Annotated in this window: 19 protein-coding genes and 1 tRNA gene; 7 read left to right on the forward strand and 13 right to left on the reverse strand. The window is 59.0% G+C overall.

Annotation, left to right across the window (positions count from 1 at the left end; translation table 11 throughout):
• The coding region (locus V8J84_RS06085; RefSeq protein WP_339929119.1) for a hypothetical protein at positions 1-258 on the forward strand (258 nt) is incomplete at its 5' end.
• A gap of 267 nt (positions 259-525) precedes the next feature.
• On the opposite strand, the gene V8J84_RS06090 is transcribed toward V8J84_RS06085, so the two are convergent.
• From V8J84_RS06090 to V8J84_RS06110, 5 genes are all read right to left on the reverse strand, one after another.
• Positions 526-600: transfer RNA gene (locus tag V8J84_RS06090), tRNA-Gln, on the reverse strand.
• Between the two features lie 62 nt (positions 601-662).
• On the reverse strand, positions 663-1976 hold the full coding sequence (locus V8J84_RS06095; RefSeq protein WP_339929121.1) for a mechanosensitive ion channel domain-containing protein: 1314 nt from the start codon (positions 1974-1976) through the stop codon (positions 663-665).
• 68 nt (positions 1977-2044) lie between these two features.
• On the reverse strand, positions 2045-2878 hold the full coding sequence (kdsA, locus tag V8J84_RS06100; protein ID WP_339929123.1) for a 3-deoxy-8-phosphooctulonate synthase: 834 nt from the start codon (positions 2876-2878) through the stop codon (positions 2045-2047).
• Positions 2878-4521 carry a capsule biosynthesis protein gene (locus tag V8J84_RS06105; protein WP_339929125.1) on the reverse strand — a complete coding sequence of 548 codons (1644 nt, stop codon included), beginning with the start codon at positions 4519-4521 and terminating at the stop codon, positions 2878-2880. The genes kdsA and V8J84_RS06105 overlap by 1 nt, the downstream gene beginning before the upstream one ends.
• Positions 4505-5158, reverse strand: a complete 654-nt coding sequence (locus tag V8J84_RS06110; RefSeq protein WP_339929127.1) for an ABC transporter ATP-binding protein — start codon at positions 5156-5158, stop codon at positions 4505-4507. The genes V8J84_RS06105 and V8J84_RS06110 overlap by 17 nt, the downstream gene beginning before the upstream one ends.
• A 230-nt stretch (positions 5159-5388) precedes the next feature.
• On the opposite strand from V8J84_RS06110, the gene V8J84_RS06115 reads away from it, so the two are divergent.
• Positions 5389-5967: a uracil-DNA glycosylase family protein gene (locus tag V8J84_RS06115; protein ID WP_339929129.1), complete on the forward strand. Its 579-nt coding sequence runs from the start codon at positions 5389-5391 to the stop codon at positions 5965-5967.
• Positions 5964-6752 (forward strand): SseB family protein, encoded by a 789-nt coding sequence (locus tag V8J84_RS06120; RefSeq protein WP_339929131.1) that lies wholly within the window; start codon positions 5964-5966, stop codon positions 6750-6752. Before V8J84_RS06115 ends, V8J84_RS06120 begins: the two co-directional genes overlap by 4 nt.
• On the opposite strand, the gene V8J84_RS06125 is transcribed toward V8J84_RS06120, so the two are convergent.
• Genes V8J84_RS06125 through V8J84_RS06150 form a run of 6 tightly spaced genes read right to left on the reverse strand, consistent with a single transcriptional unit; the run spans position 6749 to position 13286 of the window.
• A complete protein-coding gene (locus tag V8J84_RS06125; protein WP_339929133.1) occupies positions 6749-7678 on the reverse strand; it encodes a 2-hydroxyacid dehydrogenase in 930 nt (309 codons plus the stop codon). The two genes, V8J84_RS06120 and V8J84_RS06125, sit on opposite strands and share 4 nt — an antisense overlap.
• Positions 7675-8814: a rod shape-determining protein RodA gene (gene rodA / locus V8J84_RS06130; RefSeq protein ID WP_339929135.1), complete on the reverse strand. Its 1140-nt coding sequence runs from the start codon at positions 8812-8814 to the stop codon at positions 7675-7677. The genes V8J84_RS06125 and rodA overlap by 4 nt, the downstream gene beginning before the upstream one ends.
• 4 nt (positions 8815-8818) lie before the next feature.
• Positions 8819-10762 carry a penicillin-binding protein 2 gene (gene mrdA / locus V8J84_RS06135; protein ID WP_339929137.1) on the reverse strand — a complete coding sequence of 648 codons (1944 nt, stop codon included), beginning with the start codon at positions 10760-10762 and terminating at the stop codon, positions 8819-8821.
• The gene (locus V8J84_RS06140) at positions 10759-11298 is read right to left on the reverse strand and encodes a rod shape-determining protein MreD (protein ID WP_339929139.1); all 540 of its coding nucleotides are present in this window, start codon (positions 11296-11298) and stop codon (positions 10759-10761) included. The genes mrdA and V8J84_RS06140 overlap by 4 nt, the downstream gene beginning before the upstream one ends.
• The gene (gene mreC, locus V8J84_RS06145; RefSeq protein ID WP_339929141.1) at positions 11291-12217 is read right to left on the reverse strand and encodes a rod shape-determining protein MreC; all 927 of its coding nucleotides are present in this window, start codon (positions 12215-12217) and stop codon (positions 11291-11293) included. Before mreC ends, V8J84_RS06140 begins: the two co-directional genes overlap by 8 nt.
• 31 nt (positions 12218-12248) lie before the next feature.
• A complete protein-coding gene (locus V8J84_RS06150) occupies positions 12249-13286 on the reverse strand; it encodes a rod shape-determining protein (RefSeq protein ID WP_339929143.1) in 1038 nt (345 codons plus the stop codon).
• A gap of 330 nt (positions 13287-13616) precedes the next feature.
• Here V8J84_RS06150 and V8J84_RS06155 point away from each other — a divergent pair, with 330 nt between their 5' ends.
• The gene (locus tag V8J84_RS06155; RefSeq protein ID WP_339929145.1) at positions 13617-14369 is read left to right on the forward strand and encodes a hypothetical protein; all 753 of its coding nucleotides are present in this window, start codon (positions 13617-13619) and stop codon (positions 14367-14369) included.
• 43 nt (positions 14370-14412) lie between these two features.
• On the opposite strand, the gene V8J84_RS06160 is transcribed toward V8J84_RS06155, so the two are convergent.
• Complete coding sequence (locus V8J84_RS06160; protein WP_339929147.1) at positions 14413-15972, reverse strand: 2-isopropylmalate synthase; 1560 nt, start codon at positions 15970-15972, stop codon at positions 14413-14415.
• Positions 15973-16248: 276 nt separating this feature from the next.
• Here V8J84_RS06160 and V8J84_RS06165 point away from each other — a divergent pair, with 276 nt between their 5' ends.
• Positions 16249-16911 (forward strand): SDR family NAD(P)-dependent oxidoreductase, encoded by a 663-nt coding sequence (locus V8J84_RS06165; RefSeq protein ID WP_339929149.1) that lies wholly within the window; start codon positions 16249-16251, stop codon positions 16909-16911.
• On the forward strand, positions 16905-18431 hold the full coding sequence (locus tag V8J84_RS06170; RefSeq protein WP_339929151.1) for a cryptochrome/photolyase family protein: 1527 nt from the start codon (positions 16905-16907) through the stop codon (positions 18429-18431). The genes V8J84_RS06165 and V8J84_RS06170 overlap by 7 nt, the downstream gene beginning before the upstream one ends.
• A gap of 101 nt (positions 18432-18532) precedes the next feature.
• On the opposite strand, the gene V8J84_RS06175 is transcribed toward V8J84_RS06170, so the two are convergent.
• The gene (locus V8J84_RS06175; protein ID WP_339929153.1) at positions 18533-19978 is read right to left on the reverse strand and encodes an MORN repeat-containing protein; all 1446 of its coding nucleotides are present in this window, start codon (positions 19976-19978) and stop codon (positions 18533-18535) included.
• Positions 19979-20127: 149 nt separating this feature from the next.
• On the opposite strand from V8J84_RS06175, the gene V8J84_RS06180 reads away from it, so the two are divergent.
• Positions 20128-21792: an NAD+ synthase gene (locus V8J84_RS06180; protein ID WP_339929155.1), complete on the forward strand. Its 1665-nt coding sequence runs from the start codon at positions 20128-20130 to the stop codon at positions 21790-21792.
• Positions 21793-21826: the final 34 nt, after the last annotated feature.

Genomic DNA, 21826 nt, shown 5'->3' on the forward strand with positions numbered 1-21826 from the left:
TGCATCTATGACAGTTTTATCATCCAGTATGATGGCGCAGGAGCGTTGAAACAGGTCATGGCTGAGGCGTCCCAGGCTGTTGTAGGTCTTCCGATCAACGTCGAAAGCAACTTTATTGGCCTTGACGAGATTGAACAGAAAGACCCGGATTATGTCGATGGGTACAAGGCAGCACGACATCTAGAACCTTGTACAGAATACCATGCCAGACAACATCTGTTCACCGAAAGACGTCTGTATTTGCGGTCCTTAAGGTAGGATTTAGTAGTGGTGATGGTGGAGGGTGGGCTAGCAAGCACATAGGTCTGATACAATCTTTCTGCTTGTTCCTCCTTTAAGGAAGGGAGGGACAGGCTTATGATCAGTCAGGTCTGTTCTCCATCCTTACCCCCCCTTTGTCTATCATTACTTATCCCTATCCCCACACAGGGACCGGTTACATACTCAGACGTATTGGGGCACTTTCTAGGGCACTTCCCGACCTTGACCGGACAGGTGGTGCTTATAGCAATGTCAGTGATTTGCTGGCTGGGATGGTAGGATTCGAACCTACGGTACACTGTACCAAAAACAGTTGCCTTACCACTTGGCTACATCCCAGCAGCGACGCATCAGATACGCGGATCAGACGGGGCGATCAAGCCCCAATCCGGCAAAAATTTTCATTCTTTCATCGCTTCTTCGCGCAGCAAATCTTCGTTGGCATCCGCCTCGCGTTCTGCCTTGATAATCTCGTCCAACGCTTCGTCGGATTTGGCGGAAACGGTCTCGACCGCCGTGGTTTCGGTCGGCGACGTGGCGACCTGCTGGCGTGCGGGTTGGCTTGTCGCGTCATCGCCCTGACCTTCCAGAATGACCACCTGTGCAGAGTTGGTAAGTTCGATCTCTGCCTCGCGCAGGGCTAGTTTAACCTGCCGGATCGCCTCGCCTTTGGACAACACGATAGAGGATGCATTCTGGTCAATCCAACCGGTGACGACGATCTCGACACTTGAGGTATCGACGCCTTCGATCCACGCCTGCGCCGCGGGCACATCAATCACAAACGGCAGGTCTTGCACCGTTTGCTGGATCAGCGTGCGTGCCACCTGCAAATCCTGCCCGCGATCAATCAGGATCGAAAACATAAAGCGACGCTCTGCGTTTTGCGAAAAGTTGATGATCCGGCTTTTGAAGACCGTCGCGTTGGGGATACGGATGTGATTGCCATCAAACGACAGCAGGATCGTCGCGCGACTGGTCAGGCGGATCACCTTGCCCTGATCGCCGTTGATCTCAACCGTGTCATTGGGCCGGAACGGTTGCCGGATCGACAGCATCACCGAAGCGATGAAGTTTTCAACTGTGTCGCGCACGGCAAAACCCAGCGCCAGACCGATGATACCCGCAGCCCCCAGAATGGTGGACAGCAGGGCCGTGGCATTCAGAATGTCCAGTGCGATCACGATCGCGGCGATCACAAAAATGATGCGCACGATATGGCGGAACAGATCGGCGATAAAGGCATTGGGGGCAAGACGTTCCCACGGTTGGCGCGCCCGCGCGATCCGCATGCCGATCAGCACGATAATAAAGAAAACGACGCCCGCGATAGCGGCCAATGGCAGGAACACCAGAAACTGGTCAATCCTTGCGCGAAAACGTTCTACCGCAGGGTTCAGACGTTCTGCGATATCGGTGGTTTCCGTCACCTCGTTCTTGACGGCGACGACCCCTTCCACACGATTGGCAAGCGGGCCAAGCTCTGTTGCTTCTATTGCGGATGTGGCCGTGCCGCGAAACGTCACAATCCCTTCGCTGACCGTCACGCTGACGTCACCATAATTGCCAAGTTCGGACAGGATATCGCGGATGCGGTTGGCGATATTCGCGTCAAGCTGGTCCGTGTTTTCGGTGGTAATGGTGCCGTTTGCCTCTTGCGCCGCTGCGGGCAGGGCGAGGGTGAACAACAGGCAAAGCAGGGTGAGAATACGCATGGGATCTGGTCTATGGCTTGGTTGCAATGCCATAGACCTTAGCGCGACCCAAGAGGGCGGTCTATCGCTTAGACGCGCAGCGGATCGGCTTTTGCCAATGCGTCAAAATCCATCAGGCTTTTCACCAGTTTGCCCATCTGATCCAGCGGGATCATGTTCGGCCCGTCGGAAGGGGCCGTATCGGGTGCCTCGTGCGTTTCGATGAACACCGCCGCGATGCCCAGCGACACAGCCGCGCGCGCCATGACAGGCGCAAATTCGCGCTGCCCGCCGGAACTGCCGCCTTGCCCACCCGGTTGCTGCACCGAATGGGTGGCATCCATCACCACCGGATAGCCTGTCTTGGCCATCGTCGGCAGGGACCGCATATCAGCGACCAACGTGTTGTAACCGAAAGTCGCGCCACGCTCTGTCAGCAGGATGCGCTTGTTTCCGGTGCTTTCAATCTTGGCAACCACATTGGGCATGTCCCAAGGGGCCAGAAACTGCCCCTTTTTGACATTGATCACCGCACCCGTTTCGCCAGCGGCAAGCAGCAGGTCGGTCTGGCGGCACAGGAATGCAGGGATCTGCATCACGTCGCAAACGTCTGCAACGGTGGCGCATTGGTCCGGGCTGTGAATATCGGTCAGCACGGGACAGCCGATGGCATCTTTGACCGACTGCATCACGCGCAGGCCTTCATCCATGCCAAGCCCGCGCACGCCATTCACAGATGTGCGGTTCGCCTTGTCGTAGCTGCCCTTGAAAATGAACTGCGCGCCAGCGGCCTTGCAGTTTTCGGCCATCTGCCCCGCGATCATTTGCGCGTGGTCTTCGCTTTCAAGCTGGCAGGGGCCCGCGATGACCAGCAGAGGGGCATCATTACTGACCGTCAGGTCGCCGATTTTAACATCAATCATCAGTTGGTTACCTGTTCGCGCAGGATCGACGCGGTGAGCGAGATCATAAGATAAATGCCGCAGAAGATCAGGAAGGCCAGCACCGTGTTTTCAAACGCCCGCGGATAGGTCGCCTCGTCGGGCGCGACAGGTTCAACACCAAGCGACAGATAGCGCACCTGCCGGTTCGCCTCGATCTGGGCGGCTTCCATCTGGGTCTGCGCGGTTTGCAGCATCAGCAATTCGGTCTGGTAGTTTTCCTCGGCCTTGCGCAATTCAGCGGTGATATTGGCCAGCGTGCCGGATTGATCACCCGTTGATGCAAGCTGGGACCGCAGGTTGTTGATGGAATCGTCAAGCCGTCCGATTGCGGCACGCGCCTGATTGACCCGCGCCTCGTTCGGGCGGGTATTGTCGAGCAGGCTTTGCAGTTCCAGTTCGCGGGCGTCGCGCTCAATCTCGAGATTGGTAATTCGTTGTAGCAACGCGCCGCTTTCGCTGACGGGATCAAGGATTTCGCTTTGCGCCTGAAGTTCTGTCAGACGATCAAGCGCCTCGGCGCGGCGGGCCTGTGCGCTTTCAAAGCTCAGCGTGGCACCGGCCATCTGGTCTTCGCGCAGGCGGCGGGTCAGTTGGTCGACCTGTTCTTCCGCGTATCCGATCAGGGCTTCGGAAAATTCCTGACTGGTTTCGGGATCAGCGGCGATCACCTCCATCCGTAGGATACCTTCGGTAGGGTCATAGCTGATCTTGACCATATCCTCGTAGACGCCAAACGCCGCCTCATTGGTGGCATCAGGTTCAAGACGCTGGATCGGGTCGATATCGGGGCTTGAGAAATGCTCCTTGAACCCAAGATCATCGTTCAAACGCTGCATCGCCGCACGGGACGCCAGATAGGACTGCACCGTGATGCTGTCCTGCTGCGTGGCCATGCCTGTCCCTTGGAACAACCCGCCCAGGCCCGCTCCACCTGTGGCGCTATCGGCCTGCTGGATCACAAATTCGGACTTTGTGGCGAACATCGGGGTCGCCATTGCATAGTAATACCACGCCACTGCAATCGTAGGCAGAAAGACAAACGCAGACAGGCGCGTCATCAGCAGGAAGAAGCGGCGGCGGCGGCGTTTTGTCAGATCGCGCTGGATCTTCATGATCTCGCTGGCGCGTGTGTCGGCAGGGCTGACCGTTTCGGTTGAGGGCAGGTTCTGTCCACCCTGCGGCACGGTCTGGGGCAGCTGGATGCGTCCCAATTCCTTTTTGCCATCGTCACCGGTTTTGGCAGCCGCAACACCGGCCGCGGCAGCGGGGGCGTTTTCGCCGCCTTCAGGCGTCACAAGTTCAAGAATGGTATTGCGTTGGAATGGATCAATGCCCGCAGCCCGCAACTGGCGCACGGCGTCAAAGTCGGATGCCACGGCCAGACCGTTTTTCTGGGCCACACGCCGCGCCATCCGCAGCTGACGTCCGGTCAGACCTTCCTTGCGGATGTCATCCAGCGTCGCCTCTCCTGCGACTTGCGCCGGCGTGGCCACATCACCACCGCCAGCGACACGGCGCTGCGGTTCCTGTGCCGCGACAGGCGTTTCCTGCGCCGCACTGTCAGAAGCCATCGACACACCACGGCGGATGCGGAATTTCTTTGCCTTAGGCTTGGTAGTCATAAAGCTGCTTTGCCTCTTCCAGTGTATCAAACATATGCAGTTGGCCGTCGCGCAACACAGCGGCGGACCGCGCAAAGCGTTCCAGTGTGGCGGCCTGATGCGATACGATGATCACGGTTGTATTTTCCAGTCTTTCGCGCAGGATATCACCCGCCTTGCGATTAAATTCGGCATCCATCGTTTGCGGCATGCCTTCGTCGATCAGGTATATATCAAATTCCAGCGCCAACATTAGGGAGAAAGTAAGGCGCGCGCGCATCCCCTGACTGTAGGTGCCGACGGGCATGTCAAAGTATTCGTTCAGCCCGCACAGCCAGCGGCAAAACGCCTCGATATAGTCGGGGTCCAGCCCGTAAAGGCGAGCCACGTAGCGTGTATTTTCCTTGGCCGTGTGCCGCGACACCAGCCCGCCCATAAAGCCAAGCGGAAACGATATCTTGCAGTTGCGGGTGATGGTGCCTTCGTCGGGCTTTTCCAGCCCCGCCATCATGTTGATCAGCGTTGTCTTGCCGGTGCCGTTGGGCGCAAGAATACCAAGCGACCGCCCGATATCCACGCGAAAGGACACGCGATCAAGGATCACCTTGCGCTGGGTGCCGGTCCAGAAGGATTTACTGACATTTGCGAATTCTAACATGGCCCTGCGGCTTTGTGCCCTTGCTCTTGCCCTGACATGGGTGCCGTCTGGTCTAGCGGCAATAGATTAACGCCGCCTCACGGCGCACCTGTTGTTCTTGTTACCACCACTTGACCGAATTTGCGGATCAATCTCAATGACATTTCCGCAATCCGGCACAATTGCAGGCCGTCTGTGACCCTGTTGCGCAAGGCTTGGCCATTGGCGCATGCGGCGCTAGGTCGTGTGGCATGAGCATTCAGGACGATATTGCAGCCTGCCGCATCTGTGCGGAGCGGTTTGCGGCTACCGCGACAGCCCACGACCCGCGTCCTGTGGTGTGGTTCAAAGGCCCGCCACGGATCCTGATTGCATCGCAGGCGCCGGGGATGCGCGTGCACGAGGCGATGACCCCGTTCTGGGATCGGTCCGGCGACCGTTTGCGCGACTGGTTGGGGATGGACGAGGATACATTCTACGACCGTGACCGCGTGGCGATTGTGCCAATGGCGTTCTGTTTTCCGGGATATGATGCCGCCGGATCAGACCTGCCGCCGCCACGCATTTGTGCAAAAACCTGGCGCAGCGATGCGCTTGCCGCCTTGGGTGATGTGCCGCTGACCGTCCTGATCGGCGGTTACGCCCAAAGCTGGCATCTGGGCGGCAAAGAAGGGGTGACAGCCCGCGTTGCTGCGTGGCGCGACCACGCCCCGCGCGTCTTTTGCTTGCCACACCCGTCGTGGCGCAATACCGGATGGCTGAAAAAGAACCCGTGGTTCGAAACCGATGTGTTGCCTGCGTTGCGGGCCCGCGTGAAAGAAGTGCTATGACCGACACCGTGACCGATCTTGATACCGCCCACGCCGCGATGAACGCAGCCCCCGATGATGATGCCGCACGCCTGCGGTTTTATGAACGGCTTGCCGACACCGAACTGTTTTTGCTGCTGGCGGGCGAGCCTGAGGGCGACCAGATCACACCGGAACTGTTCGACATCGAAGATCAGCAATTTGTGCTGGTGTTCGACCGCGAAGAACGCCTGTCGGAATTTGTGGGGCGCACAGTGCCTTATGCCGGACTGCCGGGGCGCGGGTTGGCGCAGATGCTGGCGGGGCAGGGGATCGGACTTGCGCTGAACCTGCAAGTAGCGCCATCCGCCATGCTGATCCCCGGCGAAGGTGTTGACTGGCTGGTCGACACATTGGCCCACGGCCCCGAACAGGGCGAGGCGCGGATCATGGAATTTACCCCGCCGACAGGCTTGCCAGAGGCTGTCGTGACCGGACTGGACCGCAAACTTGCCATCGCAGCAGGCCTCGCCAAGCTGGCCTATCTGGCTGGTGCGGAACACGAAAACGGGATGAAGGGCCATGTGCTGGCTTTTGTCGATGCCGTTGACGGGGCGGAGCAATCCCTTGCGAATGCCGCCTCCGAAGCGCTCACGTTCTCAGGCATCGAAGCGGGTGCGATGGACGTTCTGTTTCTGAAAGCAAGCGACCCTGCCGCCGCCTTACTGGCCAAGGTTGGCTTGCGCTTTGATCTGCCTGTGCCGGAAAAACCCCAAGCGCCCGGCGCACCGGGCATGGACCCCGACAAGCCGCCGAAGCTGCGTTAATAACCCGCGTCGCGGTCCACTTTGTGCTGTAACGGCGCGCCACGCTCCACGCCTGCGATGTTTGCAGCGATCACCTGTGATGCGGTGTCGGCCCGCGTCGTGGATGCGATATGCGGCGTGACGGTGACGTTTGGATGCGCCCAGAAGGCATGATCCTGCGGCAGCGGTTCGATCCGAAAAACGTCGAGCGTGGCGTGCCCGATTTGTCCGCTGTTCAGCGCGTCCAACAGCGCTTCATCGTCAATCAATGGCCCGCGTCCGGGGTTGATGATGACTGCGCCTTTAGGCATCAGCGCCAAAGCATCCGCATCAATGACATTCTCGGTCGCGTCAGTGAGCGGCAGCAACAGCACCATGATATCAGCGGTTTGTAGGGCGGTTTTCAACCCGTCGTCGCCGTGCAAACAGGTCACGCCGTCAATGGCTTTTGCCGACCGGCTCCACCCCGTGATCGGAAATCCAAGACCGGCCAGTGTCTGCGCGCAGGCCGCCCCAAGCGCGCCCATGCCAAGCACCGTCACACGGCGATCCTTGGCCAGCGGCGGCGGGGTATCGTCCCACGCGCCATCCTGATGCAGAATGTGCTGATCCATGCCCAGATGATGCCGCAGCACATGGCCTGTCACCCACTCGACCATGCCGCGCGTCAGCCCTTCGTCCACCATACGGGCCAGCGGTTGCGTCAGCGTGGTGTTGGTCACGATGCTTTCCACACCGGCCCACAGCCCAAGGACCGCTTTCGTCTTTGTGTAGGGCGTGAAATCCGACACAGGACCGCTTGGCGCAAACACGATATAGTCCACGTCGCCGGCTTGATGATCCGTCGCCAGATTGACCGTCAGATCATTGTCGGCAAATGCTTTGCGCAGATGCGGTTCGTACTCGGCCCATTGGCTGGCGCGTGCGGAAAACAGGACATTGATCATCGTGGTTTATGTACATGCGCGCTTTGCACAAGTCCAAAGCCAATCAGCAACACCAGCATCGCCGACCCGCCATAGCTGACCAGCGGCAGCGGCACACCCACAACAGGGGCCAGCCCCGTGACCATCGCCATGTTCACGGCAAAATACAAAAAGAACGCTGTCGCAATGCCAAGTGTCAGCAGCGACGAGAACCGATCCTTGTTCGTGATCGCTGACACGATGCAAAAGCCCACGATCAGCACGTAAAGCGTCAACAGGGCCGACGCGCCAATAAAGCCGAACTCTTCGGCTAGCGTGGTGAAGATAAAGTCAGTGTGCTTTTCGGGCAGAAAGTTCAGCCGCGACTGCGTGCCTTGCATAAATCCGCGCCCCGTCCAGCCACCGGAGCCAAAAGCGATCTTGGCCTGCGTGATGTGATAGCCCGCGCCCAGCGGATCATTGGCTGGATCAAGGAAGGTATCAATCCGGCGGTATTGGTAGTCTTTCAGAATTTGCCACGTGGTCCCGCGCGATTCAAACACCGCCACGACAAGGGCTACACCACCGGCAATCACAGTCGCAAAATAGGCCCAATGCACGCCCGCAAAAAACATCATCGCAGCCCCACCGAACAACAGCAAAAGCGATGTGCCAAGGTCAGGCTGGCTGAGCACAAGATACGTCGGCGCAAGGATCATCAGAACCGGAATAACCACCCACAGCGGGCGCGAGGTCTTATTGCGCGGCAGCCAGTCGTAGTAGGCGGCCATCAACATCACCAGCGTGATCTTCATCAGCTCTGACGGCTGTAGGTCCATTGGTCCCAGATCAAGCCAGCGCTGTGATCCGTTTCTCTCCACCCCGACAAATTCCACCGCGACCAGCAGCAGGATCGCCACGCCATAAGACACAACGGCCATGTTGCGCCAGAACCAGATGGGTGCCATCGCAACCGTGATCATCAGCGCCATACCCAGCGCAAAGCGTTCGATCTGCGTGCGCATCCACGGTTCGCTTGATCCGCCAGCAACGGAATAAAGCATGATGAAACCCGCACAGGCCACCGCCGTCAGCAGGATCGCGACAGGCCAGTTCAGATACATCAGCTTGCGAAAGCCGGATGGCACGTACTTTGTATTTTGGGCAAGATAACTCAACGGCTTATGCCCGATCCTGCGTCGTCGCACCGTCCGCGATCATTTCGCTGATGCGGCGCTGCTGTGCCTCGATCCGGCCACGCACGGCGGACGGATAGGCGCTTAGCGGCGGCGTGCCGTCATAGAGCGCCTGCAAGGTGATATCGCGGGCAATCGGCGCGGCTGCGGTTGATCCGCCACCACCATGTTCCACGATGACAGCCACGGCAAAGCGCGGATTGTCCACGGGCGCGAAGTTCACAAAAAGCGCGTGATCACGCCGTTCCCATGGCAGGTCTTCGTTACGGGTCACACCGCGTGCGCGTTCTTCAACGGTGATGCGGCGCACCTGACTGGTGCCCGTCTTGCCCGCCATGCGCATTTCGCCGGGCATAATGCGGGCATTGCGGTAGGCCGTGCCGCGCGAATTGTTGGCAACGGCCGACATCGCCTCGCGGATACGGCGCAGCATATTTTCATTGATATCAAGCTTTTCGCCCAGCCCGCTGGGCTGTTCGATCCCGTCAACCGACCGCACCAGACGGGGTGTCACCTCGCGTCCCGTGGCCAGACGCGCCGACATCACAGCCAGTTGCAGGGGCGAGGCCAGCACGTAACCCTGACCGATAGAGGCGTTGACGGTGTCACCGATGCGCCAGTCTTCGTTGCGCACTTCGGTTTTCCACGCCTTGTCAGGGGCCAGCCCTGATGCGACCGCCGACAAGGGCACGTCGTGCCGGATGCCCAGCCCCAGCTTGCGTGCCATCGCGGCGATCTTGTCGATGCCCACGCGCTGGGAAATTTCGTAGTAGTAACAGTCGCACGATTGCTTGAGGCTTTCATGCAGGTTCATGTTGCCGTGACCCGCGCGTTTCCAGCAGTGGAAACGGGTTCCGAAAACTTCCGTATAGCCGGGGCAGTAAACGGTTTCGTCCGCCGTCACGACACCGTCTTCCAACGCGGCCAGCGCCGTCACCATTTTGAATGTCGAACCGGGCGGATAGATGCCCTGCACAGCCTTGGCCGCTAGCGGGCGGTATTTGTTTTCGTTCAGATCGGTCCAGTCCTTGACCGAGATACCGCGCACAAAAAGATTGGGATCAAACGTCGGCGCTGATGCAACAGCCCGCAGATCACCGTTCTCAAGGTCAATCACCACGGCACCGGCGCTTTCGCCAGCAAGACGGGCTTGCGTATAGCTTTGCAGGCGGGCGTCGATGGTCAGCTGCACATCCGCGCCTTTGACACCTTCCTGACGGCCCAGCTCTCGCATGACGCGGCCAAGGGCGTTGACTTCAATCTGCTTGTTACCGGCAGAGCCGCGCAGCATCCGCTCAAGCTTGTTTTCGGCACCGGTCTTGCCGATCTGGAATTTCGGGATCTGGAGCAGCGGGTCCTGATCGTCGATCCGGCTAAGATCATAATCGCTAACTGGCCCCACATAGCCGACCACATGCGCAAGATCGGCCCCCCACGGATAGGCGCGCGACAGGCCAACCTCAGCGGTGATACCGGGCAGGGCGGGCGCGTTCAGATTGATCCGCGCCATGTCGTTCCATGTCATCCGGTCCGCAATGGTGACTGGCACGAAGGGTGAGCGGCGCATGATTTCTTCACGCGCTTTTTCCAGCGCCTCGGGGTCGATATAGACAAGCTCGGTCAGACGGGCGAGCACCTCATCCACGTCGCCCGCATCCTCGCGCACCATGACAACGCGGTAATTCTGTTCATTTTCGGCAAGCGCCCGACCGTTGCGATCAAAGATCAGACCACGGGCAGGAGGGATCAGGCGAATGTTGATCCGGTTTTCCTCGGCCAGCAGGCGAAACTCGTCCGCCTGTTCCACCTGCATGGATTGCATCCGGTAGCCAAGCGCGCCGACCACAGCCAGTTGCGCCGTGCCCATCAGCAGGGCGCGGCGGGTAATCTTGCGGGCGCTTTCGCCGTTTTCCTTAACAGGACGTCTCATATCCGGTGTCCGTAGCTGTTCGTCTGCCCCGGTGTCGTGCGCGCGATGCCAAACACATATTGCGCGGCGAAAAGCACCACAGGGTAGATTGCAATCGTCATCAACATCTGGATCAGGGTCAGGCCAAGTGGCGCCTGCGGTGTCATGACAATCGCCAATATAACACGATTGGCCACCGTAATTCCAATGATACCAATCGCCACAGCCCCCAGTTCAACCGCGATAGGCACGCTGCGCATGTTGCGGGCGCGCACCCGCAATATCTCGGTCAGAATGATAACCAGCGCAGTCCATAGACCGGGTGGGCGCTGGAACAACAGGTCAGTCAGCAGAAAAATGGCCGCGATAATGTACACTGGCAGAAAATCGGGGCGGCGCGACACCCATGCCAATGTGCAGGCCAATAGGAAGTCTGGCGCCGCCCACTGGCCCGGTATCGTATCCAGCGGCAAAAGTTGCAGGAACACGATCATCAGCGCCACGCTGATAAACACCATCCGGCGCATCCAGATCTGCGGGGTCGAGCGTTCAGCCATCGCCAGCCTCCACGGCGGCGGTCTCTTCTTCCGCGTCGTCGGATGGGGGCAAAATCACCCCTTCATCCGGCACCAAAAGGCCACCGGGGTCATTGATCACCTCATGCGGTTGCGCGCGCAGGACCCGCAGGAATTCAAGCCGTCCGTAGTCCGCGGAAAGCCGGACGCGCAGGCGGCGATCATTGCCAAGCGCCACTTGCCCCACCTGCAAATCGGCTGGAAAAACGCCGCCATCACCTGACGTGACCACACGGTCACCGGGGCGCACCAGATCGGCGTTCTCCAGAAACTCGATCGGCGGATTGAGGGTGTTGTCACCTGCCAGAATGGCCTTTTGTCCCGAAGGCTGAATCGTCACAGGGATGCGGCTGGAGGTATCGGTCAACAGGATCACACGGCTGGTTTCATCACCCACACCCGCGATCCGCCCCACAAGTCCGATCCCGTCCATCGTGGGCCAGCCGTCGATGATCCCGTCCCGCGCACCCACGTTCAGCAGCACCGACTGGCGGAAGGGCGAACCGGAGTCGGTGATCACCACGCCCGTGACATAAGTCAGCTGCGGATCAATTTGCACATTATTCAATCCAAGCAGCTTGGCGTTTTCCTGTTCAAGCTGCAGCGCGGCCTCTTTCCACGCTTTCATCTGCTGCAACTCGCGCCGCAGGTCACCGTTTTGTTCGGCAAGCTGTTGATAAGACTGAAAATCCGCGACCAGATTGATGACGCCTGTCACTGGCGCCATAGCCCAGTCAAACGATGGTACAACGCGGTCAATGACCATGGCGCGGAACCGCTCAACGCGCGGGCTATCGATGCGCCAGAGCAGAAAAACACCCAGCAACACAAGAACAAGCAACCCGACCAGCAGTCTGCGGATCGGGCCTGTGTAGTCGTCAGATGATCTGTCTCGTGCCAAGGCGGAACCTCACCAACGGGTCGGGAATCTGTTAGCTGTCGTAGTCTATCACATGCCGAAGCTGTTTTTCATACTCCAGCGCCTTGCCAGTGCCGAGAGCCACGCAGTTCAAACTTTCGTCAGCCACCGAAATCGCAAGACCGGTTTGTTCACGCAGCGCCAGATCCAGCTGGCCCAAAAGCGCGCCACCACCGGTCAGCATCACGCCGCGATCAACGATGTCGGCGGCCAGATCAGGTGGCGTTGCTTCCAGCGCGGTCATCACGGCTTCGCAAATCTGCTGCACGGGTTCGGCCAATGCTTCGGCCACTTGCGCTTGCGAAATCTCGGTTTCCTTTGGCACACCATTCAGCAGGTCGCGTCCGCGAATTTGCATGGACGACCCACGCCCGTCATCGGGCATGCGGGCGGTGCCGATAGATGTCTTGATCCGTTCGGCAGTCGCATCACCGATCAGCAGGTTATGCTGGCGGCGCAGGTAATTCACAATCGCCTCGTCCATGCGGTCACCACCAACGCGGACGGACCGTGCATAAACGATATCGCCCAGCGACAGCACGGCGACTTCGGTCGTGCCGCCACCGATATCCACGACCATGTTGCCAGTTGGATCGGTGATGGGCATGCCCGCACCAATCGCCGCGGCAATCGGCTCTGCAATCAGACCAGCGCGACGGGCGCCCGCAGACAGAACAGACTGACGGATCGCACGCTTTTCAACGGGGGTGGCCCCGTGCGGCACACAAACAATGATCTTCGGCTTGGAGAAGGTCGAGCGTTTCGCCACCTTGCGGATGAAGTGTTTGATCATCTCTTCGGCGGTATCGAAGTCGGCAATCACACCGTCACGCATCGGGCGGATCGCCTCAATCGAACCAGGTGTGCGGCCCAGCATCAGCTTGGCATCTTCGCCCACAGCCAGAACCTTTTTCTGACCGTCCTTGACGTGGTAGGCCACCACAGACGGTTCAGACAGGATCACGCCCTTACCTTTTACGTAGACCAGCGTATTTGCTGTCCCAAGGTCAATCGCCATGTCCGACGAAAACAAACTTCCCCAAAAGGCCATTCTGTCGTGTTCCTGTAGTTACAAATTCACTTGGCCCCGCGACTCGCGGTCGGGGGCTATCGCTGCCTTATAAGGTCAGCGGCACAGGGATTAAAACCCCTTGATTTACAGGACTAAGCGCCATTTCGCCGCTTGTCTAAAGCGAATGTCGAAATGAGCATTTACTCGCAAAAAATCCCCAAAGTTTCACTTTTCGAACATTTAGGTTGTGCTCACACCCTTAGATCGGTGCCTTGGGGTGCACGTTGGGAAAAACACCCGAAATATGATATAAGCGACGCACTTTCATGAGCAGGGCAGGTATCGGCAGGCCATTCAAAGAGAATGACAATGCCAAATTCCAAACGCGATAAGCTAACTGACATTTCGACCAAAGAGATTGAAGCTGAATTGAAAGCGCGGCGCGATGACGCCGCCAAGCACCCGACAGATGACAGTATTGATAAGCTACACGCGCTGATGGAATCGCCGCTACTGGCCGGTCACGCCATGCAAAGCGCGCTCAGCGGTATCTTCTTCGCGGCCCTCCACAAGATCCCGGACCCCGAAGATTGGAAGACCGTGTTCGACGGCACGCCCTTTCAGGTGAGCCATGCTGGCGACGCTGTCACTACCACTGACAGCAATGGCTGCACCGTCATCACCATTCCTGTGAAGTGGGACTATGAGACCCGCATTATTGGCATCCCACGCCACCGCGTTTTTACGATCGAAGAGACCGGCGGGGGATCAGGTGGTGCGGGTATTTCCGTTGGGCCTGGTGGCGCAAGCGGCTCGGTCCCGATCAGGCTTTATCAGATCATGGAATACGTCATCGGTCCGATATTCCATTACACCTTTGTGGTAAGCGGCACGATGACGGTGACCCACTGTCCCGGTCAGGTTCCGGTTGTCGCGAAGGCCCGAACTTCTGCGGCGTGGTCGCTGACCCATCTCGAACCCGAAGGCATTATCGGCGCGCCAATCGCGCGAAGCGGTGGTTTGCCTGATAAGGATCACGCGACCGCGATGCGCAGCGCACTGCTCAACCAGACGCCCGGTTCGACAACCGGTAACAGCAAGCTGGGCCTGCGCGACGGGTAGCAAAGCGAAAGGCTGCCCGACAGATCGGGCAGCCCGCGCTTATTTAGCTGACGTCTTTGTAGCTGACACCCTTGGTATCATAGCCGGGTCCGGACTGTTCGCGGCGCACCAGCAGACGGTTCAGCGCGTTGATGTAGGCCTTGGCACTGGCCACAACCGTGTCTGTGTCGGCGGACTGGCCCGTGGCGATGCGGCCTTCCTCTTCCATACGTACGCTCACTGTGGCTTGCGCGTCGGTGCCTTCTGTCACGGCGCTGACCTGATAAAGCTGCAACCGCGCGCCGTGTGTAAACAGCTCTTTCACCGCGTTGAATGTTGCATCGACGGGGCCGTCACCGGTTGCCGTGGTTGACACCTCTTTGCCGTCAACCTCCATCACCATGTCAGCCGTCTGCGGCCCGTCTGTGCCGCAGACCACCTTCAGCGAAACCAGCTTCAGGCGATCCTCGGCGCCCGAATTCTGGTGCACCAGCGCCAGAATATCATCGTCAAAAACTTCCTTTTTGCGGTCCGCCAGATCCTTGAATCGAACGAACAGGTCCTTGAGCTGGTTGTCGGCCATATCAATGCCCAACTCTTCCAACTTGGCCCGCAGCGCGGCGCGACCCGAATGCTTGCCCAGCGGCAGCGACGTCCCAGACAGACCCACGTCCTCGGGACGCATAATCTCGAACGTTTCCTTGTTCTTAAGCATGCCATCCTGATGGATGCCACTTTCGTGGGCAAAGGCGTTTTTACCGACAATCGCCTTGTTGAACTGCACCGCAAAGCCCGACACCGTTGCTACACGCCGCGAGATGTTCATGATCTTGCGGGTGTCGATCTTGGTCGTGTAGGGCATGATGTCGCTGCGCACTTTCAGCGCCATGACGACCTCTTCCAGCGCGGTATTACCCGCACGCTCGCCCAACCCGTTGATCGTGCACTCGATCTGACGCGCGCCGCCTTCAACAGCGGCCAGAGAGTTCGCCGTCGCCATGCCCAGATCGTTGTGGCAATGCGTGGCAAAAACTACGTCCTCGGCCCCGTCCACCTCTGCAATCAGGCGGCGGATCAGGTCGGCACTTTCCACAGGCGCGGTGTAGCCGACAGTATCGGGAATGTTGATCGTGGTCGCACCCGCCTTGATCGCGATATCAATCGTGCGCTTGAGGAAATCCCATTCCGTGCGCGTGGCATCCATCGACGACCACTGCACGTTGTCGCACAGGTTGCGGGCATGGGTCACACACTCATGGATACGCTCGGCCATCTCGTCCATCGTCAGGTTCGGGATCGCGCGGTGCAATTCCGACGTGCCGATAAAGGTGTGGATGCGCGGGGATTTGGCGTGCTTCACAGCCTCCCAGCAGCGATCGATATCCTTGAAATTGGCACGTGCCAGCCCGCAGATGGTCGACGTTTTCGCCAGCTCCGCGATCTCGGACACGGCCTTGAAATCACCCTCCGACGCGATCGGAAAACCGGCCTCGATAATATCGACGCCCATATCATCAAGCAGTTCGGCGATCTCCAGCTTTTCGGCATGGGTCATGGTCGCACCGGGGGATTGCTCGCCGTCGCGCAGGGTGGTGTCGAAAATCAACACGTCATTCTTGGTCATTTTGGAAGTCCTTTTGTCCTTAGCATATCTTGGCGCGTTTCACCTCTGAGCGGTCGCGCCGGAAGGCACGCTCAGAGGCAGCTAAGGAGAAGTAGGTCGCGGCAAAGCAGCCCGTTGGGGGCAGCGTTTGTGATATGTGCGACGGTATTCATGGCTGTGGACTATACTGACGTCGCCCGCGTTTGAAAGAGTGTTCTTGCCTCCGGCGGGAGATATTTTCAAAAAAGCGAGACTGCGTGGGTGGGCAAGGCTGCGTGCTGCACTACCGTCTGGACTATGAAAAATGCACTTGTTCTTGGCCATACTGGCGGCATCGGCGCCGCGATTTTTGCCCACCTGCAAGGGCAGGGCGTGGATGTTACGGGCCTGTCGCGCACCGACGGTTTGGATGTCACCGACCCTGCGGCGGTGGATCGGGTCCTCGGTGATGTCAGCGGACCATTCGATCTGATTTTCGTGGCCATCGGGATCCTCGCCCCGCCCGATGGCGCACCGGAGAAATCCCTTAGCGCGATCGAAGCGGACGCCATGGCGCAGGTCATGGCCGTCAACGCCATCGGCCCGGCGCTTATCCTCAAACACGCCGCCCGCCTGCTGACAAAGGACGCGCGCGGGGTCATCGGTGTGCTGTCGGCGCGCGTGGGCTCAATCGGTGATAACGGCATCGGCGGCTGGTATTCCTACCGAGCGTCCAAGGCCGCTTTGAACCAGATCGTTCACGGCGCTGCCATCGAATTGGGCCGCTCGCACAAGCAGTCGGTCTGCGTCGCCCTGCACCCCGGCACGGTCGAGACCCCTTTCACCGCCGACTACGCAGGCCGCCACAAAACCGTGCCTGCGGATGAGGCCGCTGGGAACCTGATTGACGTTCTGGCGGACCTGACCCCCGAACAATCCGGCGGTTTTTACGATTACGCAGGCAAGGAGATCGTGTGGTGAGGCTTGTTCTGGTTCTGGGCGATCAACTGTCCGACAATCTGTCTGCTTTGCGCAAATGCGACAAGGCAGAGGATATCGTGGTCATGGCCGAAGTTGCGGATGAGGCATCCTACGTCAAGCACCACCCCAAAAAGATCGCCTTCCTTTTTGCAGCCATGCGCAAATTCGCTTTGCGTCTGGAAAATGACGGCTGGCAGGTGGCCTATACGAAGCTGGACGATCCCGACAACGCAGGTTCCATCACCGGCGAGTTGCTGCGCCGCGCCGAGGAACACGATGCTGCCGGTGTGGTCTATACCGAACCCGGCGAATGGCGGCTGATCGAGGCACTTGGCGACATGCCCCTCAAAACGCACAGCCTGCCCGATGACCGCTTTATCGCCTCTCACGACGAATTCGACGATTGGGCCGAGGGCCGCAAACAGTTGCGGATGGAGTATTTCTACCGCGAGATGCGTCGCAAGACCGGCCTGCTGATGGACGGGGACGAGCCGGAGGGCGACAAGTGGAACTACGATCACGAGAACCGCAAATCAGCCCCGGATGCCGTCCACTACTCCGGCCCGATGCAATTCACGCCTGATGACACCGTGAAGGATGTCCTCGATCTCGTGCGCGAGCGGTTCCCCAGCAACTTCGGCACGGTTGATAATTTCTGGTTCGCCACCGACGCAGGGCAGGCCCAGCGTCATCTCACTCACTGGATCAAAAAGGCGCTGCCGCATTTCGGCGACTATCAGGACGCGATGGTCACGGATGAACCCTATATGTATCACGCCATCGTCGGCCTTTATATCAACGCAGGCCTGCTGGATCCGCTCGATGTCTGCCAGCAGGTCGAACAAGCCTACAAAGACGGCGACGCGCCCCTGAACGCCACCGAAGGCTTTATCCGCCAGATCATTGGCTGGCGCGAATATGTGCGCGGCATCTATTTCCGCGAAGGGCCGGATTACACCGACAACAACTACCTCGAACACGACCGCGACCTGCCCGATGTCTACTGGGGCGGCGAGACGAAGATGAAATGCATGCAGCAATCCGTCGCCCAGACCCGCGACGAGGCTTATGCACACCACATCCAACGCCTCATGGTCACGGGCAATTTCGCGCTTCTCGCGGGTATCCACCCCCATCAGGTCCACGAATGGTATCTGGCCGTATACGCCGACGCCTATGAATGGGTCGAGGCCCCCAACGTGATCGGCATGTCCCAGTTTGCCGATGGCGGTATCATCGCGTCAAAGCCCTATGTCTCAAGCGGCAACTACATCGACAAGATGTCGGACTACTGCAAATCCTGCGCCTATAAGGTCAAAGACAAAACCGGCGAAGATGCCTGTCCCTTTAATCTGCTCTATTGGGATTTTCTTGTCCGCCACCGCAACCGCTTCAAGGCAAACCCGCGCATGGGCCAGATGTATGCCACGTGGGATCGCATGGCCGACGAAAAGCGCGACACCATCCGCACAGAAGCCGCCGCATGGTTGGAAAAACTCGACGCGGGCGATCCTGTCTAGCTTCTTTTGGATGCAAATACTTCGGGGGAGTCTGCCTTTGGGCAGACGGGGGCAGCGCCCCCTAACCTGAATATCACGTGCGGCGCAGCCGCTCCGTCAGGTCAGTCTTCAGCAGCTTCTGCGTCGTCGGGGTCTTCAGCAACCGGTGCGACGACAGGTTCTTGCTCAAGGGCACCATCAGACCAGTCACCCGAGATTTCCTCACCCGTGGCATAGCGCATCGTGCCAGCGCCCTGCCGGCGTCCGTTTTCGAACATGCCTTCATAGACGTCACCGTTGGCATAGGTTGCCACGCCGATCCCGTCGATCTCGCCGTTTGTCCACTGGCCTTCGTAGGTAAAGCCGTCCGGCAACGTGATCTTGCCTGTGCCGTGCCGCTGCCCGTCTACAAAGCCGCCTTCGTAAACCGTCCCGTCCGCGTAAGTGGCGACACCCTGACCGTTGCGCTGCCCATTGGCCCAGTCACCGTCGTAAACGTAACCATCGGCATAGGTCATTTTCCCGCGCCCGTGGTTCTTGGCGTTCAGGAATTCGCCCTCGTAGATCAGTCCGTTGGTGTAGGTTGCCACACCATTGCCGTTGATCACGCCGTTCTCCCAGTCGCCTTCATAGCTGGATCCGTCCGCATAGGTGATCTTGCCAATGCCGTGCGCCAAGTCCGTGCGGAACGTGCCTTCGTAAACCGATCCGTCGGGATAGGTAACAACACCGCGCCCATCGATCTGGCCGTTTACCCATGACCCGATGTATTGATAACCATCCGTGCCGGTAAACGTGCCTTGGCCATGCCGCTTGTCATCCTGAAAGCCGCCTTCATACACATCACCATTGGCATACATCACTTTGCCAGTGCCCTGACGCCGACCAGCGGCAAGCCCGCCTTCATAGATGTCACCGTTGGTCTGCTCAAGCCGGCCCTCGCCCTGTATTTGCCCGTCGACCCATGTGCCCGCAAACACCGTGCCGTCCGCCATGCGCAGCGTGCCTGCGCCGTTGCGCTCACCTGCCTGCAATGCGCCTTCGTAAGTGGCACCGTCAGGATAGGTGATCTGGCCGATGCCTTCTTTTACACCGTTGATCCACGGCCCCTCATAGACGTAACCGTTTGGGCTTTGCATCTTGCCCATGCCGTGGTGCATCGCGTTGCGAAACTCGCCCTCGTAGGTGACACCGTTGGCATAGTTGGCAATGCCGCGTCCGGTGATGTTGCCATCCACCCAATCCCCCTCAAAGGTGCCGCCATCGGCAAAGGTGATCATGCCGGTGCCTTCGGGTTTCCCGCGCGCGAACGTGCCTTCATAGATTGATCCGTTGGGGAACATCGCCGTGCCTTGGCCGCGAATTTCACCCTCGAACCATTCGCCGGTGTATTCATAGCCATTGGGCAGGCGGTATGTGCCTGTGCCGTGCTGTTTGCCGTTCAGGAATTCGCCCTCGTAGACGCCGCCGTCATCGTATTGCTTGGTCTGCACTGTCTGGGCATCGGCGGTTGTGCCAAATGCGATACCGGCCGCCAAAAGGGCTGTCTTGGTCCATCCAAACGTCATGCTGCGATCCTCGGGTCTGGTCTTTTGTTGGCTTAACCTAGCGATGCGGCGGGCAGGGGGCAACGCCCGTCTGATGTGTCACGGCGGCATTCGGCTTTCCCTCCCGCGCCAGTCTGCTACATCTTTCCACAGCAATCAGGACGCCGCATATGACCAAGACATTCCGCCTTACCATGGCCCAGTTGAACCCGACCGTTGGTGATCTGGACGGCAACGCTGCCAAAGCCCGCGATGCGTGGGCGCAGGCAAAGGCTGCGGGTGCGGATATGCTGGCCCTGCCAGAGATGTTTATCACCGGCTATTCGACGCAGGATCTGGTGATGAAGCCTGCGTTTCATACCGCTGCCATGGATGCGATTGAGGCACTGGCGAAAGACTGCGCCGATGGACCGACTATCGGTATCGGTGGTCCCTATCTTGAAGGCGTGCGCCTGTATAACGCCTATCACATCTGCCGCGGTGGCAAGGTTGTGGCACGCCAGCTCAAGCATTTCCTGCCCAATTACAACGTGTTCGACGAAGTGCGCCAGTTCAACCGTGGCGCAATTCAGGGACCATATGCCATTCCTGACGGCCCGCGTATCGGCTCACCCATCTGCGAAGATGCGTGGTTTGAAGATGTCGCCGAGGCGATGGTCGAAAGCGGTGCTGAAATTCTGGTCGTTCCCAACGGATCGCCGTTTCGCAAAGACAAGTTCGACGTGCGCATGAACAAGATGGTCGCCCGCGTCACCGAAAACAACGTCCCGCTGGCCTATGTGAATATGGTGGGCGGGCAGGACGATCAGGTTTTTGACGGCGGGTCGTTTGTGCTCAATCCCGGCGCAAAATTGGCTGTGCAACTGCCGCTTTTTGACGAGATGCTGCATCACGTGGATTTTGAACAGACCGATGCGGGCTGGATCGCACACGACGGGCCAAAGGCCGTGTTCCCCGATGATCTGGAGCAGGATTACCGCGCTATGGTGGAATCCTTGCGCGATTACATGGGCAAGACGGGTTTCAAGAAAGTGCTGCTGGGGCTGTCCGGCGGGATCGACTCTGCGATTGTCGCCGTAATCGCGGCTGATGCGCTTGGCCCGCAGAACGTGCGCTGCGTGATGCTGCCGTCCGAATACACATCGCAATCCTCGCTTGATGATGCGCAGGCGGTGGTTGATGCGCTTGGCTGCAACTACGACACGGTCTCTATCGCTGGCCCGCGCAACGCGGTGACCGAGGCGCTGGCCCCGCTGTTCGAGGGTCTGGAGGAAGGCCTGACAGAGGAAAACATCCAGTCACGCCTGCGCGGCGTCTTGCTGATGGCGCAGTCCAACAAATTTGGCGAAATGCTTTTGACCACCGGCAACAAATCCGAAGTCGCGGTGGGCTACGCCACGATCTACGGCGATATGGCGGGCGGCTATAACCCGATCAAAGACATGTACAAAACGCGGGTGTTTGAAGCCTGCCGCTGGCGCAACGCCAATCACCGCCCGTGGATGATGGCCCCTGCGGGCGAGATGATCCCTGTGGCAATCATCGACAAACCCCCAAGCGCGGAATTGCGCCCCGACCAGAAAGACAGCGACAGCCTGCCGGATTACGAGGTGCTGGACGGCATCCTCAAAATGCTGGTGGACGGTGAAAAGTCGGTCGCCGATTGTGTCGCGGCTGGCTATGACCGCGACACCGTAAAGCGGGTGGAACATCTGCTCTATATTTCCGAATACAAACGCTTCCAGTCCGCCCCCGGCACGCGCCTGTCGAACCGCGCCTTCTGGCTTGATCGCCGCTATCCGATTGTGAACCGGTTCCGCGACACCAGCGGCTGAGAAATCCCAAGACAGTGCTTTACCGACGCTGCAA

The organism is Yoonia sp. 208BN28-4 (assembly GCF_037543925.1).
In the GTDB taxonomy this organism is placed as follows: Bacteria; Pseudomonadota; Alphaproteobacteria; order Rhodobacterales; family Rhodobacteraceae; genus Yoonia.